This window comes from Haloferax gibbonsii, assembly GCF_001190965.1.
GTDB lineage: Archaea > Halobacteriota > Halobacteria > Halobacteriales > Haloferacaceae > Haloferax > Haloferax gibbonsii.
In genome coordinates, this window is the sequence record NZ_CP011947.1 from 2,793,264 (window position 1) to 2,807,185 (window position 13,922).

Sequence of the window (13,922 nt, forward strand, 5' to 3'; positions counted from 1 at the left end):
CCTTCCCCGGCGGAGCCGTGGAGTCGGGCATGCACGGCGCTGGCGACGTTCGGTTCTTCGACCGCTTCGCACCCGTTTACGACCTCGTGATGCCGCCCGCCGACCCCGGCGCGCTCGGGACCGCGCTCGACCGCGCCGACCGCCCCGTCGAGCGCGTCGTCGACATCGGCGGCGGCTCCGGGCGGGCGACCCTCGCGCTCGACGTTCCCGAGCGCATCGTCCTCGACCGCTCGGCCGGGATGCTCCGTCGGGCGCGCGAGCGAGGCCTCGACTGCGTCCGCGGCGACGCCCGAGGGCTTCCCTTCGCCGACGACTCCCTCGACGCCGTGACCGTCGTGGACGCCTTCCACCACATGCCGAACCAGCGGGGGGTCGCCGAGGAGGTCTTCCGCGTGCTCGCGCCCGGCGGGGTGTTCGCCGTCAACGAGTTCGACCCCGAGACGCTCCTCGGGCGGGGGCTCGTCGCCGCCGAGCGCGTCGTCGGCTTCGGCTCGGCGTTCGCCGCGCCCGACGAGCTCGTGCGCTTTCTCGAACGCGTCGGGTTCGAGGCCGACGTGGTCGAACGGGGCTTCGAGTACACGGTGGTCGGAAAAAAGCGGGAAAGCCATTAGGGGGGCGACGAATCCTCGCCTATGGCAACCTCGACTTCGTTCTTAGAGGAGCGACTCGATGCCGGGGCGTTACCCATCGCGGTGGGCGACGTGCTCGCCATCTTCCTCCTCGTCACCGTCGGCGTGGTTCAGCACAACGGGGTGTCGTACCTCTCGGCCGACCCGGTCGGCTGGGTACTCACCTCGGTCCCGTTCCTCATCGGATGGCTCGTCACCGCCCCGCTGTTGGGCGCGTACTCGCCGGGCGCGGCCGAGTCGGCGAAGTCGGCCGTCCCGCTCGGCATTCGCTCGTGGCTCGCGGCGACCGTCATCGGCATGGCGATTCGCTGGACGCCGCTTTTCGAAGGCGGCGTCGAACTCACGTTCGTCGCGGTCATGCTGGTGCTCGGCTCCGTCGCGCTCGGCGTCTGGCGGACGATTTACTTCCGACTCGTCTGAGACGCGGAGACCGGACCGAACCCGTCCGTCAAAAACTGTTTTTTCGGCCGATCGACCGCCCTCAGGCGGGCGTCGGCCGCCGTCGCAACAACGTCACGCCGAGGAGCGTCGCGGCCGTCGCGAACCCGGCGAGGACCAAGAACAGCGCCGTCGAGTCGGCGACGGTGAGGATGTAGCCGGCGACGGCACCGCCGAGCGCGCCGACGCCGAACACGCCGAGGTAAGTAAACCCGTACGAGAGCCCGCGGAGCCCGGCGGGCGTGTACTCCGCGACGGTCGCCTGATAGAACGGCTGGACCATGAACAGGAAGAAGCCGAGGAGCGCACAGACTGCGAGGAGCGGGCCGACGCCGAGACTCGCCACGGGGAGGAAGGCGACGGCGATGACGGCGAGCGCGCCGAAGCCGGCGACGATACCGCGTTCGGTCCTGATGCGGTCGGTGAGCTTCCCGCCGACGTACTGCCCGAAGACGCCGACCGTCAGGAGACCGGCGTAGACGAACAGTTCCACGTCGAGCGTCGGCGCGCCACCGGCCGACCCGGACGCGAGGGCGGCGGGGAGGAGTTCGGAGACGGGTATCGGCTCGATGCCGATGACCGAGCCGAGGAGGTCCGGGAGGAACGTCGTGACGCCGCGGTAGTAGAGCCCCGAGAACATCACGAGCGCGAAGACGAGCGCGAACCCGCCGGCGAACAGGTGCTTCGACTGCGAGACCAGTTCCGCGAACGAGGAGACGCCCGCGCCGGCTTTGTCGTCGCCGCCGGTGTCGCTCCCGTCGCCGCCGTCGGTCGCGGCGACCGCGGCCTGCTCTTCGAAGTTGGCGCGGGTAGCGAGCGCGGCGGCCACGAGCGCCGGGAGCGCGAGCACGCCGGCGACGAGGTGCCAGTCGAAGAACAACAGGAGGAGCGCGGTGAGGAAGGGCCCGAAACCGATGCCGAGGTTCCCGGCGATGCCGTGGTAGGCGAAGCCGGTCCCGCGTTCCTCGACGCCGGTGCTGATGAGCCGGAGCCCGGCGGGGTGGTAGACGCTGGCCGCCGCGCCCCAGACGACGAGCGCGAGGGCGACGACGACGAGGTTCGGCGACAGCGCGAGCAGGACGAACGACCCGGCCATGCCGAGGAGACAGGCGACGATGAGGCGCTTGGAACCGACGCGGTCGACGAGGATGCCGCCGGGGAGCGCCCCGAGGCCGAACAGCGCGAATCCGAGGCCGGTCATCACGCCCAGCGAGGCGGTCGTGACGGGAATCGTCGCGAGGCCGAGATCGATGCTCGCGAACTCCCCGAGCCAGATGGCCACGAAGATGGGGATGGACAGTTCGTACGTGTGGACCATCCCGTGGGCGAGCATCACCAACGCGACGATTGAGCGGTCGTTACGGTTCACGTCTCCGGCCACGGCACCGACTCCCATAATCGTGTGGAGTTCCGGCAGACGACGCGAGCGCCGGCCCGACTGTTCGGGCGAGAGGCACAATCCACAGTATCGAATTCGTGATGTTCTTCTGGGGCTACAACCCCTCCGTCGTCTTGCGATTATCTCGCTATAAGTTATGAGGAAGGTATCCGAATGCCACAAAAACAGTATCAGTCATCTATGGGAAAGAATTATACCACTTACGTCCGTAGTATGTTATATATTATGACCGGATATTACGACTACATTCTTGGGCTCATCCCGCTCACACTCCTCGGCATCACCGGCACGCTTACCGTCGCCGGGTTGCAGTTGACCACGGCAGTGCCGATGGCCGCGGGCATGGCCGCGCTCCTCACCGGCCACGCGCTCTTCGTGAACGGGCCCTCGTCGCCGTCCCCCGCCCGCCTCGACGAACACGCCGGTCCCAACGCCGCTGACGCGCCCTCTCCTTCGGTCCTCGACGCAGACTAACCCCCAACCCGCGCCCGTCCGGTCGGTTCGCCGGCCCGCAGGGTTTTGACCGCAGGTCCCGTTTTTCCGACCATGACAGCGACCTTGTTCCTCACGAGCGACGAGGTTAGCGGACTGGCGACCCCTGCCGAGTACGTCGATGCCGTCCGCGAGGGCTACAGACAGCGCGGCGAGGGCGCGCCGGCCGAGCCGCGGACGAAACTGTTCAACCGCGAGCCGCCGGGCATGCTCACCTCCTACGCGGCCGTGCTCCCCGAGACGGGCGCGATGGGCGGCTACATGTACTCCGCCGGCTTCGGCGCGGAGGACGCGTGGTTCATGACGCCGCTTTTCGACGCCGAGAGCGGCGAGCCGCTGGCGCTCCTCGACGGCGCGAGCATGAATCCCTTCAAGACCGGGGCGGCGGGCGGAGTCGCCATCGACGCCCTCGCCCGCGACGACGCCTCGACGCTCGCGCTCATCGGGAGCGGCGCGCAGGCCCGCGGACAGCTCCGGGCCGCCGCGACCGTCCGCGACCTCGACACCGTCTGGGTCTACTCGCCGACGAAGGAGAGCCGCGAGTCGTTCGCGGGCGAGATGGACCGCACGCTCGACGCCAGCGTCGCCGCCGTCGCCTCCAGCGCCGCGGCCGTCGAGGGAGCCGACATCGTCGTCACCGCCACGACCGCCGCGGAGCCGGTGTTCGACGGCGACCTGCTCGAACCCGGCACGCACGTCACCGCGATGGGTCAGTACCACCCCGAAAAGCGCGAACTCGACGAGACGACCATCGAGCGCGCGACGTACGTCCCCGACCTCCGCGAGCGCGCCACGATGGACGCCGGGTCGTTCCTCGCCGCCGTCGAGGCCGGCGTCGTCGACGAGGACCACATCCACGCCGAACTCGGCGAGGTCGTCGCGGGCGTCGCCGCCGGGCGCGAGGACGACGAGGAGATAACCGTCTTCGACAGCGGCGGCACGGGCATCGAGACGGTCGCCGCGGCGCACATGCTCTACGAGAAGGCGCGCGAGGAGGGGCTCGGAACGACCATCGACTTCTCGCCGGCGAGCGAGTCGCTGACTGGCGAGTAGAACGGACGGGCGGAGTTTCGATAGACGAGCGGAGTCTCACCGAGACGGTCGCCGCGCAGTCGTGACAAAAAGCGACCGTCACCGGCGTTCGTTCTCGCTCAGAACGTCGTCGGCCACGGACGGGGGAACGCCTCGGGAAGTTCGGTGTTTCCGGGTGCATCTGCGACGCGTTCCGGAACGATCGGACACAGGACGACGACGCCGGGTTTCGATATCGTGACCAGCCCAGCGTCTGCCGCCGCCCGAATGTCTTCGACGTCGTCGAACAGCGCCTCCGGATAGTGGTCCGAGACGTACGGCGAGGCGACGATGTCGGCCACCGTCTTCCCTGCGGCCGTATTGACGAGGTTTGCGTTCCAGTGGGGTGAGTACCCGGACTCCCCGGGGATGAACTCGACGACCTGTGCCTGCAACGTCCTGTCGCCGCCGATGAGGTAGATGTCGTTTTCTCCGCGTTCCGTCACTCCCTCCTCCACCCCGTGAGCGACGTAGTATATCTCTTCTTCTTCGTACCACCCGTTTGCGACCGAGACTCCCGCTACGGCGGTTCCAGTCGCGCCGACGCCGAGGGCGAGTCCGCCCACGAGCAGTCCGGACGCCCGGAGGAACCGGCGACGGGTCGGGCCGTCTCGGTGTTCTGTGTTCGTCATAGTCGTTCTCCTTCGAAATCGACGAGTCGGGCGAGACCGCGCCCGGCCCGACGATTCGAGTGAACGAGGGACGAGAAAGCAGATAGTGGTTTTTCGATATCTCACACCACTCTGTGCCGGGTTTCTTCCAAATTCGGAGTGAATGTCGCCTCACTGTCGATATCGAATCACAGCGTCAGTCGTGCGGTCTGTTCGACGGCGGCGACGACCGACGGCAGCATCGCCAACGCCCCGACGGCGAACACGGGGACGACGATGCCCGCCCAGAACCACCCGGTGTGGACCTGTGCTGCGGCACCGAGGAGCGCCGCACCGCCGACGACGAGGCTGTAGTACGCCGAGCGAATCGGGAGCGTCGGTAGGTGGCCGGGCCGCGGCCACGACCCGGTTCCGACGTAGCCGCCGCGGAAGGTGCCGACGGCGACGGCGCTCACCGCGAGGGCGGTGAGACCGGACAGCGACACCGCGGCTCTCGGGGTCGCGAAAAGCAGGAGCCAGAGCGTCGGAATCGCCAGTACCGACACCTCCCACGCGGCGAAAAACACCTGGTCGAGCCAGCGGTCGACCCGCCTCGTCGCCTCCGAGAGCCCCCTCCGCATCACGACTAGACGTTGGTTTCCGGCGGCTAAACGGTTTCTCCGGCGGTGGCGGCGAAGGCGGGCTACTGGAGTCGGTACCGGAGGACCGCGGCGATGCCGCCGAGGTTCTTCAACTGCTCGCCGGGCTGGAACTCCGCGGAGAACACGGTGACCTCGCCGCCCTTCTGTTCGACCGAGTCGATGATGTCGTTCACGTCCACGTCCCAGTCGCCGTCGCCCTGTCGCTCGGCGCGGAGCCGAGAGTCGAGGAGAAGCAGATGTTCGACCGCGCCGAAGTCGGCGGCCTCGGCGACCTGTTCGACCCCGTAGGCCGCCTTCGCGCCCGTCGAGATGTTCTCCATCAGTTCGTCGATGAGGTTGGCCTCCTCGGCGATGCGGGTCTGTTTCTGCACGTCGTCGACCGCGCCGCGCTTGAGCACCTCGTGGACGCCGCGGTCGCCGACGCCGGCGGTGTCGACGGTCGTGACGATTGTCTCTGCGACCTCGGGGAAGTTGTTCTCGAAGTAGTCCATCGCGTCGTTCTTCGTGAAGCCCGGGCCGGCGAGGATGATGGCGTCCACGTCGAGGTGCGACAGCGCGGACCCGAGTTCGTCGAACAGTTCGGACCGCGGGCGGGCGTACTCGCCTTTCCCCGTCGGCTTCGTGAGCGAGGCGTACTCGTCGGTGCCGTACTGGGCGACGGTGTGGATGTAGGCCGCGCCCTCCTCGACGGTCGCGATGGCGACGTCGGGGTTCTCGGCGGCCTGTTCGGCCGTCTCGATGCGGTCTATCTGGTCGGCCTTGAAGTGCTTCTCGATGGTTATCTCGGCGCGCTCCTCGACGTTGAGCGTGTGGTGGTGGCCGAGTTGGTCCTCGCGGGAACAGGAGACGATGACGCCGCCGACGCGGAGGCGGTTGGCGAAGCGCGCGAACTCCACGTCGTCGACCTCGATGGTGACGTTGAGGTGCTCGCGCTCGCCGCCGGTGTCCCGCATCTGCTCGTCGTCGCGCTGGATGCGGCGGGTGGTGTCGCCGGAGACGAGGTCACCCGGTTCGAGGACGTACGAGAGGTGCCAGAGGTCGTCGACGTTCTCGGGGACGAGCGTGATTCGCTCGCGCCCCTCCTCGCCGCGACCGCGGCTCGAAATGCGCATACACGTCCGGTCGTCGGGGAACGGAAAAGAGTCCTGCTATCGCGGTCACCCGGCGCGAGTCGGCGTCGCGGATGCCAGCGCGGTCGCCGCCTACCGCCCTGCGCCGCTTACCATCCGGTCGACTGCGTCGACTGTTGGCCCTTGCCGGTGGCGTCGGCGAAGCCGCGCGCCCACAGGTAGTACGTCATCACCTGCGCGTAAAACAGGATGAAGAACCCGACGACGATGACGAAGAGAAGACCGCCGATGAATCCGAGCGCAGCCGCGACGACGAGCGCGAGCAACCACGCGACGGCGTACTCGCCGGTGAGCGCGCCCGAGAGAATCGTGCGCACGTCGAAGCCGGCACCGAGGTTCCCCTCGATGGCGAAGTTCGCCCCGGCGGCCGGTGCGAGGTAGGCCGCGAGGAGGCTGAGCGCGAACACGAGGAGCCCGAGGACGACCGAGACGATGCCGAGTCCGACGCCGCCCGCGGAGGACGCCGCAGCGCTCCCCGTCGCCGCCTCGGAGACGGTGAAGGTGCCGATGCCGATGATGACCGAGAGGAGCATCGCCGGGATAACCGCCACCAACGCCCAGACGAACGTCACCACGAACAGTTTCAGGCCGTCGACGAACAGGCCGCCCCAGTCGGTGAACGAGGGAGCGGCCCGCTCGCCGTTCGCGGCCGCCTGCATCGCCCTGACGAAGTAGCCCTGCAGGATAATCGCCGGGAGTACCAGAACCGAAAGCAGCGAGAGAACCCCGCCGATAATCGTCGTCGCAACCCAGTCGTCGCTTCGCTTGAGAAACCACAGCGCGTCGGAGAGCATACCGTTGGGGTGTCGCGCCGCTAGCGGCTTAGATATTCCGTCGAAAATTCGGGTTTTCGCTGACAGTTCAGACGGCGGGCTGTTCGCCCGGCGTCTCGCCTTCGTCCATCATCTCGATGTCGTGGAGTTCGCCCCACGTCTTGCCGATGATGTAGTAGGCGGCGACGGCCGCGTAGAACGTCACGAACGCCCCGACGACGAAGCCGAGAAGCGGGATGACGTTGAGGACGCCGACCACGATGGACGACGCGAACAGCACCGCGAAGGCCGTGAGCCACGCGGTGGCGTACTTGCCCGAGGTCAGGATGGGCCGGAGCGTGCCGAAGTCGAACGCCGCGCCCATGCGGTCGGTCTCGGCGTAGTTCGACAGCGCCGCCGGGATGAGGTACGCGGCGAGCAGGCCGAGGACGAACGCGAGCAGGAGGCCCACGAGCGCCACGATGCCGCCCAGCGCGCCCGCGGCGTCGGAGCCGCCGGCCGCCGCGCCGACGATGCCGGCGAAGCCGAACACGCCCGCGATGATGGCCGGGACGAGCGCGTAGACGAACGCGATAGCGAAGCCTTTCACGCCGTCTATCGCCATGTCGCCCCAGTCGTCGAACACCGGGGGAACCTCGTCGCCCTTCATGGTCGCGCGAACGACCCGAAGGAGATAGCCGATGACGAGGAACGTCGGGACGATGAGGAAGCTCAACAGGCCGAGGACGCCGCCGATGAGGACCGTCTTTACCCAGTCCTCGCCGTTTCGAAGGTAATTGAGTGATTCTGAAAGCATTGGGATTCACCGAGCGCCACCACCCACCCACCCACCGGCCGTTCGGCCGAATGTGAGATTCGCGGGTTGACACGCGCGCTCGAAGCAACATTACGACGAGAAAGTATATAATCTTGTACCCGACGCGACCGAATAATTGAATATTAAGCCGTCTAGCGTCTGATTACCGAGGGACGGCGTCGACGTTCACTCGTCGACGATGTCGCTGCCGCCCGGCGGGAGGAACTCCTGAATCTGGTCGGGTGATGCGATTTTTCTGACGAACGACTTGTCGGCGAAGCGCTCGCGGAGCCGGCGATAACACAGTTTCGCGGCGTCGTTCTGGGCGTACTGCCCCGGCGTGAGCGTCAGCGTCGTCTCCGCGCGCGCCTCGATTGCCGACGGCGGACCGCCGATGACGCGCGTCTCGTCCTCGCACTGGATGCCGACCGCGACTTTCGCGGCCACGTCCTCGAAGTACTCGCGGTCGCCGCGGATGACGAAACTCCCCTTTTCGATGTACTCGCCCGACTCGGGCGTCTTCGACACCTGCGAGGGCTCGACCATGTAGGCGTCGTCGGCGAAGCGGCCCTCCTTCCAGATGGAGGAGTACGAGACGGCGAACTGCGCGGCCTCGCGGAGCGTCTCGTCGGAGAAGTCGACCGCCTGCGCGGGCTCGCTCGGCCCCGTCGCCTTCAGGAGCGTGACCGGCCCGCCGTGGGCCTGCGTGTGGAAAAAGCGGTCGTGCTTGCTCATGTACTTCTTCACCAGCTCCTCGTTTTGGTCGGCGTTGCGGCCGCCGACGACGAGGTAGCCGCTCGAAGTGTGGAACCAGCGGAACCGCTCGAACCAGTGTTCCGTGGACTTGACGGGGACCGAATCGAGCGCGAGCCAGTCGGTCTCCTCCGGCTCTTCGTCCTCGTCTTCCTCGTCGTCCTCGTCGTCGTCGGCCTCCCACTCGTCGCGGCGCTTCTTCACGGCCGCGAGCTCCTCGCGGGTGTCCTCGATGGCGGCCAGCGCGCCCTCCTTTTTCTCCTCGATGCGCTTGGCCTCGGTGTAGAGGCGGTCGGCGTTCTTCTCGACGCCCATCGACACCTCGAGGGTGACGGTCGCGTCGTCGAGTTCGATGGTGACCGTGCCGTTCGCGCCGTCGACGTTCGTGACGGCCTCGGCCTCGGGGATGCCCTGTTCGGCACCCTCCTCAAGCCTCGCGGCGATGTCGTCCCACGGGACGCCCTCCTCGCGCGCGCCGCGGACGGTCGACAGCACGTCGTCGACGAGGTCGTAGTTGGCGTACAGCAGTTCGGCGCGCTCGCGCTCGTCTTCGGCCTGCTGTTCGAAGCCCTCTATCGCGCCCTCCTGCTGGTCGATGATGCGCTGCTGTTTGGCGATTTCCTCCTCGAAATCCGGCCGGTTCGACGTGGCTTCCTGCTCGTCGGCGGTCAAATCGAGCCGGAAAAAGTACTCGTCGAGCGCGTCGTTGAACGTGTCGTAGGCCTCCTCGTCGAGTCCGGCGTTCTGGTGTTCGCGCAGCGGGAAGGGCGTCACGTCCACGACCTCGCCGTCGTCGCCGAGGTAGAGCCGCGGGTCGAACTCCCCGGAGCGCACCTGTTGGCGGAGGTCGACGATGGCGTCGTAGACGGCGTCGTAGTCCTCGGCGGTCGCGTCGGCGATATCGAGCGTCTTCTCGACGCCGGCGCGGGTACACAGCTCTTCGGCGTAGAGGCCGCCGAGGTTCAACTGAGTGGCGAGCGTCCGCACCACGTCGGTGTCGGACTGCTCCATGTTCCGGCCGAGGGCGTCGCGGCTGACGGTGAGGGGGTCGAGCCGCGAGGCGGGGTACTCGTACTGCGACCCCGGCGCGACCGTCCGCGACTTGAGCCGCACCGTCTCCAGACTGCGGACGACTTCGCCCGTCTCGTCGAGCACCGCGATGTTGCCCTGTCCGAACAGTTCGACGACGATTTTCGTGTTCTCGTCGCCGCGCTCGAACGTGAACGTGAGGATGCGGTCGAACTCGTACTGCTCGACGCCCGCGAAGTCGGCCCCGTTGAGCCGGTTTCTGAGCATCATCGCGAAGTTCGGCGGCCGACCGGGGGCGTCCGGAACGTGCTCCTGTGCGGCGAGGTGCGCGCGCTTTATCTCGCCCACCTCGAGGAGGAGTTCGAGCCGACCGCGGTCGAAGTCCCGCATCTTGAGGCGAAGCAGGTCGTCGCCGTAGAGGTACGCCTTGTCGACCTTCGCGCCCTCGTACCGGTTCAACTCGGTGACGAGGGCCGCGAGGTCGACGCTCGTGAGTTCCCGCTTCGGGTCCATGGACTCGCTTTTTGGCGGCGAACGAAAAGGGGTGTCGTTTCCGCGGGTGCGACGGCCGCCCGAATCGGGGATAAGATACTTATCAACCAGTCGGAATGTATTCGGTGAATGCGCCCCCGTACCCTCGCTCTCGCCGCCCTCGCCCTCCTCGTCGCGCTGGCCGCGCTCCCCGTCGGGAGCGTCCCCGCCGAGGCGCGACCGCCGCCCGAAGCCGTCTGCGGCGTCTGCGGCGAGGCGTTCGAGGAGACGGCCGACGCCGCGGGCGTCCCGCTCACCGTCGAATCGAGCGCGCTCCGGGTCCGCGTCGACGACGACGGCGTCGGGACGTGGACCGCCCGCGTCGAACTCGACGACGAGTCGGCCGCGACGTTCCGCGAGAACCCCGACCGACTCGACCGCGTCGTCAGCCGGACCTTCGAAGAACACCGCGTGTTCACCGACGACCGCAGACGCCTCGAAACCCGGATGGACGGCGACACCGCGGTCGTGACCTTCGAGGAGCCCGGGATGGCGTACCGCGGCTACGGCGACGTGCTAGTCGTGGACTACTTCCACGTCGACGGGGTCAGAGGCACCGTCTACGTCGATGCCGACCGATTCGCCGTGAGCGGTCCCGAGGGGTCGGCGCTCCTCACCGCGCCCCCCGGGACTCGGACCACCGAGACGGCCGCCGTCTGGAGCGCCGACGGCGGGGACCCGTCCAGCGTCGGAAGCCAGACGTACCTCACGTTCGGCCCCGACGCGGGACTCGCGACCACGGCCGCGGCCTACACCAGTCTCGCCGCCGACTCGGGACCCGGTATCCTCACGAACCTCGCGTGGGTCGCGTTCGTCCCGACGCTCGTGCTCACCGTCGGCGTCCTCCTCATCCGGCACTTCGACCGCCGGTTCGACGGCGACCGGGGGGCGCGGCGGTTCGGCCCCGTCGTCGCGGGACTCGGCGTCCTGTGGGGCCTCTGTCTCCTCGCCGTCCGGGCGTTCTCCGGGAGCGTCGCCGCGATGGCGTGGCTCCTCGCACTCCAACTCGTCGCGCTCGGCGTCGTCTCGGCGGTCCGCCCCAAAGCGCTCGGATTCCGTCGTCTCGTCGCCGCGACCGTCGGGCCGCAGGTCGCGCTCGCGGTCGCCACCGCGATTGCGATGCCGGGGCCGAACCCGTGGTTCTCGGTCAGCGCGCTCGCGTTAGAGGCCGCCGTCGTGCTGTTTCTTCCCCTCGGCTACGCGGCCCGACGTGACGGAAGCACGCGCCCGCTGTCGCTCGCCATCGTCGCCGCGCCCGTGGTCTTCGCGCTGCCACTGGTTCCCTTCGGTGGCTACGGCGTCCTCTTTCTCGGGATTCTGCTCGTCGTTTGGGTGCTGGTGACACTCGCAACCGGGTCGCTCGTCTACCGACTCGGCTGGGCGCTCGGCGGCGAGTCCGAACGGGGTCAGACCGACGACAGAGCGCGAACGGCGGCGTAGCGCCCGAGGAAGCCGAGCGCGAATCCGACGGCCGCGAGGAGTCCGCCGGCGACGAGACCGGTCGCGACTCCCTGCCAGAGTCCCATGCTCGGCGTCGTCAACTCGGCCGCGCCGAGCGCCGCGAAGAAGCCGAGTACCGGGCCGGCGCCGAGCGGGAGCGCCCCGAAGACGCCGTCGCCGCGGAGCGCACCGACCGCGCCGCCACCGAGGCCGAGCGCGACCACGGGCCACAGCCGGAGCCCGAACGGGTACGAAAGCGGACCGACCGCGTCCGGCGGGAGGTGCGTGGCGAAGACGAGCGCGAAGAGGGCGACGCCGCCCAGTTGATGCTGTCGAACGGGGGCGTCCTCGCGTCCGAGGAAGAACCTGTCGAGCGTACTCACGGACGGTAGTCAGTGGAACGACACGATAAAACCCGCTCCGCAATCGTCAGGTGGCCGCCCGCGGAACTGCTCCCATGAGCGAAACCGAGGTCCGCGTCGCGGTCACCGAGGGCGAGCGCGACGACGCCTTCGCCGTCCGAAAGGCCGTCTTCGTGGACGAACAGGGCGTCGACGAGGAACTAGAGTGGGACGAACACGACGACCCGGACGCCGAGGCGGTCCACTTCGTCGCCTACCGCGGCGGCGGCCCGGTGGGCGCGGCCCGCCTGCGCGAGTACGAACCCGGCGTCGGCAAGGTCGAGCGCGTCGCCGTCCTCGAATCGGCCCGCGGCGAGGGCTGGGGGCGACGGCTCATGGACGCGCTCGAAGCCGAGGCGAGCGAGCGCGGGTTCGACTCGCTTCTGCTCCACGGCCAGACGACCGCGGAGGGGTTCTACCACGGCCTCGACTACGAGACGACGAGCGACGAGTTCGACGAGGCCGGCATCCCGCACGTCGAGATGCGAAAATCGCTGTAGCCGGGACGCCTACTCCTTCGAGACCGACTTCTCCACCGGCCGACTGCGACGGGCCTCTCGGAGCTGGAAGCCGTCGGACTCCTCGCGGGCGAGCAGTTCGCGCTGCGGGTAGGGTATCTTGATTCCCTCGCGGTCGAACGCGAGTTTCACGCTCCGAAGCACCTCGGCTTTCGCCTGCGCCCGACGCGGGGCCGAGGGGTTCGTAATCCAAAAGCGGAGTTGGAGCCCGATTGACGAGTCGCCGAACGTCGTCGGCATCACCTGCGGTTTCGGCACCTCCTCGACGAACTGGAGGTCGGTGAGCGCTTCCGCCGCTACCGACTCGGCGTGTTCGATGTCGGCCTCGTAGTCGATGCCCACGTCGAGGCGGAGTCGGAGGCGATTGCGCTTCGTCCGGTTGGTTATCTTCGCGTTCGTCACGCGGTCGTTGGGGAAGACGACCGTCTCGCCGTCGGCGTTGCTCAGTCGGGTGTTGATGATGGTGATGTCGGTGACGATGCCCTCGGCGTCGTCTATCTCCACCCAGTCGCCGAGTTCGAACGGCCGGGAGAACATCAGCACGAAGCCCGCGATGAGCGACCCGAGGGTCTGTCTCGCGGCCATCCCGACCACGATACCGAGGAAGCCCGCGCCGACGAGCAGGCCGCCGATTCGGACCTGCCAGACGGTGAGCGCCGCCATCCCGACCGCGAGGAGGACGACCAGTTGGAGGACGCGGAAGACGATGCCCTGCTGGTGGGCGTTGATGTTGTCCGAGGCGGTCGCGTACGACTCCAATCGCTCTTCGAGGACGTTCGTTCCGACGAGCGCGCCGGCGAACAGCGCGACCGTAGCCCCGAGTTTGACGGCGTTCGGAACCGCGACGGCGAGCACCTCGGCGAAATCCGCGGCGAGGCCCGTAAAGCCCCAGAGGAGCAACAGTGACAGCGCCGCGCCGACGAAGACCGCGAGTTGGAGCGTCCGGACGACGACCGTCGCGGGAAACAGCCACGCCGCGTCGGTGACGGCGTCGGGAACCCGCGGGTGGTCCAACACTCGCGTTCGGAACTCGGCGGTCGCCCGCGAGACGAGTCGCGGCGCGAGGAACACCGCGATTCCGAGCGCGAGCGCCACGAGCGCCGCCGAGATGCCGAGCCGTTCTTCGGTCGAAACGAACTGTGCGAGCGCCGAGCGGAGGTCCTGAAGCCACGTCGTCGCCTGCCCCTGAACCGCCGCACCCCCCTGTGGTGCCATTCTATCGACTGCGGTCGGCCGAAAAGTAAAAACGTGGCGGAGCGACAATCAGCGG

At 68.1% G+C, this 13,922-nt stretch carries 15 protein-coding genes; 6 read left to right on the forward strand and 9 right to left on the reverse strand.

Annotated features, from left to right (window positions below; translation table 11 throughout):
* Positions 1–29: 29 nt before the first annotated feature.
* Together ABY42_RS14235 and ABY42_RS14240 are read left to right on the forward strand one after the other, a co-directional pair.
* Positions 30–611, forward strand: coding sequence for a class I SAM-dependent methyltransferase (locus ABY42_RS14235; RefSeq protein ID WP_050459949.1), 582 nt, complete (start codon positions 30–32; stop codon positions 609–611).
* Positions 612–632: 21 nt separating this feature from the next.
* Complete coding sequence (locus ABY42_RS14240; RefSeq protein ID WP_004974375.1) at positions 633–1,049, forward strand: DUF3054 domain-containing protein; 417 nt, start codon at positions 633–635, stop codon at positions 1,047–1,049.
* A gap of 61 nt (positions 1,050–1,110) precedes the next feature.
* Here ABY42_RS14240 and ABY42_RS14245 read toward each other — a convergent pair whose 3' ends face one another.
* Positions 1,111–2,463 carry an MFS transporter gene (locus ABY42_RS14245; RefSeq protein ID WP_050459810.1) on the reverse strand — a complete coding sequence of 451 codons (1,353 nt, stop codon included), beginning with the start codon at positions 2,461–2,463 and terminating at the stop codon, positions 1,111–1,113.
* 228 nt (positions 2,464–2,691) lie between these two features.
* On the opposite strand from ABY42_RS14245, the gene ABY42_RS14250 reads away from it, so the two are divergent.
* Both ABY42_RS14250 and ABY42_RS14255 read left to right on the forward strand, forming a co-directional pair.
* Complete coding sequence (locus ABY42_RS14250; RefSeq protein WP_049905039.1) at positions 2,692–2,940, forward strand: hypothetical protein; 249 nt, start codon at positions 2,692–2,694, stop codon at positions 2,938–2,940.
* Positions 2,941–3,012: 72 nt separating this feature from the next.
* Positions 3,013–4,011 carry an ornithine cyclodeaminase family protein gene (locus ABY42_RS14255; protein WP_050459811.1) on the forward strand — a complete coding sequence of 333 codons (999 nt, stop codon included), beginning with the start codon at positions 3,013–3,015 and terminating at the stop codon, positions 4,009–4,011.
* 98 nt (positions 4,012–4,109) lie between these two features.
* Here ABY42_RS14255 and ABY42_RS14260 read toward each other — a convergent pair whose 3' ends face one another.
* The 6 genes from ABY42_RS14260 to rqcH form a co-directional block, all read right to left on the reverse strand.
* On the reverse strand, positions 4,110–4,661 hold the full coding sequence (locus ABY42_RS14260; protein ID WP_050459812.1) for a hypothetical protein: 552 nt from the start codon (positions 4,659–4,661) through the stop codon (positions 4,110–4,112).
* 167 nt (positions 4,662–4,828) lie between these two features.
* A complete protein-coding gene (locus ABY42_RS14265; protein WP_004974364.1) occupies positions 4,829–5,260 on the reverse strand; it encodes a hypothetical protein in 432 nt (143 codons plus the stop codon).
* Between the two features lie 62 nt (positions 5,261–5,322).
* The gene (locus ABY42_RS14270) at positions 5,323–6,393 is read right to left on the reverse strand and encodes an mRNA surveillance protein pelota (RefSeq protein WP_004974363.1); all 1,071 of its coding nucleotides are present in this window, start codon (positions 6,391–6,393) and stop codon (positions 5,323–5,325) included.
* Between the two features lie 107 nt (positions 6,394–6,500).
* Positions 6,501–7,205 carry a DUF4013 domain-containing protein gene (locus tag ABY42_RS14275; RefSeq protein ID WP_050459813.1) on the reverse strand — a complete coding sequence of 235 codons (705 nt, stop codon included), beginning with the start codon at positions 7,203–7,205 and terminating at the stop codon, positions 6,501–6,503.
* Between the two features lie 67 nt (positions 7,206–7,272).
* On the reverse strand, positions 7,273–7,980 hold the full coding sequence (locus tag ABY42_RS14280) for a DUF4013 domain-containing protein (RefSeq protein WP_050459814.1): 708 nt from the start codon (positions 7,978–7,980) through the stop codon (positions 7,273–7,275).
* 186 nt (positions 7,981–8,166) lie between these two features.
* Entirely contained in the window at positions 8,167–10,275 is a 2,109-nt protein-coding gene (gene rqcH / locus ABY42_RS14285) for a ribosome rescue protein RqcH (protein WP_004974359.1), read from the reverse strand.
* 108 nt (positions 10,276–10,383) lie between these two features.
* On the opposite strand from rqcH, the gene ABY42_RS14290 reads away from it, so the two are divergent.
* Positions 10,384–11,733, forward strand: coding sequence for a hypothetical protein (locus ABY42_RS14290; RefSeq protein ID WP_050459815.1), 1,350 nt, complete (start codon positions 10,384–10,386; stop codon positions 11,731–11,733).
* On the opposite strand, the gene ABY42_RS14295 is transcribed toward ABY42_RS14290, so the two are convergent.
* The gene (locus tag ABY42_RS14295; protein WP_050459816.1) at positions 11,700–12,116 is read right to left on the reverse strand and encodes a hypothetical protein; all 417 of its coding nucleotides are present in this window, start codon (positions 12,114–12,116) and stop codon (positions 11,700–11,702) included. The genes ABY42_RS14290 and ABY42_RS14295 overlap by 34 nt on opposite strands.
* Positions 12,117–12,190: 74 nt before the next feature.
* Here ABY42_RS14295 and ABY42_RS14300 point away from each other — a divergent pair, with 74 nt between their 5' ends.
* Positions 12,191–12,634 carry a GNAT family N-acetyltransferase gene (locus ABY42_RS14300; protein ID WP_050459817.1) on the forward strand — a complete coding sequence of 148 codons (444 nt, stop codon included), beginning with the start codon at positions 12,191–12,193 and terminating at the stop codon, positions 12,632–12,634.
* A gap of 9 nt (positions 12,635–12,643) precedes the next feature.
* On the opposite strand, the gene ABY42_RS14305 is transcribed toward ABY42_RS14300, so the two are convergent.
* The gene (locus ABY42_RS14305; RefSeq protein WP_050459818.1) at positions 12,644–13,867 is read right to left on the reverse strand and encodes a mechanosensitive ion channel family protein; all 1,224 of its coding nucleotides are present in this window, start codon (positions 13,865–13,867) and stop codon (positions 12,644–12,646) included.
* Positions 13,868–13,922 lie beyond the last annotated feature (55 nt).

Coding starts and splice junctions, on each gene's coding strand:
- ABY42_RS14235 (WP_050459949.1), top strand. CDS start 30: ATGCACGGCGCTGGCGACGTTCGGTTCTTCGACCGCTTCGCACCCGTT.
- ABY42_RS14240 (WP_004974375.1), top strand. CDS start 633: ATGGCAACCTCGACTTCGTTCTTAGAGGAGCGACTCGATGCCGGGGCG.
- ABY42_RS14245 (WP_050459810.1), bottom strand. CDS start 2,463: ATGGGAGTCGGTGCCGTGGCCGGAGACGTGAACCGTAACGACCGCTCA.
- ABY42_RS14250 (WP_049905039.1), top strand. CDS start 2,692: ATGACCGGATATTACGACTACATTCTTGGGCTCATCCCGCTCACACTC.
- ABY42_RS14255 (WP_050459811.1), top strand. CDS start 3,013: ATGACAGCGACCTTGTTCCTCACGAGCGACGAGGTTAGCGGACTGGCG.
- ABY42_RS14260 (WP_050459812.1), bottom strand. CDS start 4,661: ATGACGAACACAGAACACCGAGACGGCCCGACCCGTCGCCGGTTCCTC.
- ABY42_RS14265 (WP_004974364.1), bottom strand. CDS start 5,260: ATGCGGAGGGGGCTCTCGGAGGCGACGAGGCGGGTCGACCGCTGGCTC.
- ABY42_RS14270 (WP_004974363.1), bottom strand. CDS start 6,393: ATGCGCATTTCGAGCCGCGGTCGCGGCGAGGAGGGGCGCGAGCGAATC.
- ABY42_RS14275 (WP_050459813.1), bottom strand. CDS start 7,205: ATGCTCTCCGACGCGCTGTGGTTTCTCAAGCGAAGCGACGACTGGGTT.
- ABY42_RS14280 (WP_050459814.1), bottom strand. CDS start 7,980: ATGCTTTCAGAATCACTCAATTACCTTCGAAACGGCGAGGACTGGGTA.
- rqcH (WP_004974359.1), bottom strand. CDS start 10,275: ATGGACCCGAAGCGGGAACTCACGAGCGTCGACCTCGCGGCCCTCGTC.
- ABY42_RS14290 (WP_050459815.1), top strand. CDS start 10,384: ATGCGCCCCCGTACCCTCGCTCTCGCCGCCCTCGCCCTCCTCGTCGCG.
- ABY42_RS14300 (WP_050459817.1), top strand. CDS start 12,191: ATGAGCGAAACCGAGGTCCGCGTCGCGGTCACCGAGGGCGAGCGCGAC.
- ABY42_RS14305 (WP_050459818.1), bottom strand. CDS start 13,867: ATGGCACCACAGGGGGGTGCGGCGGTTCAGGGGCAGGCGACGACGTGG.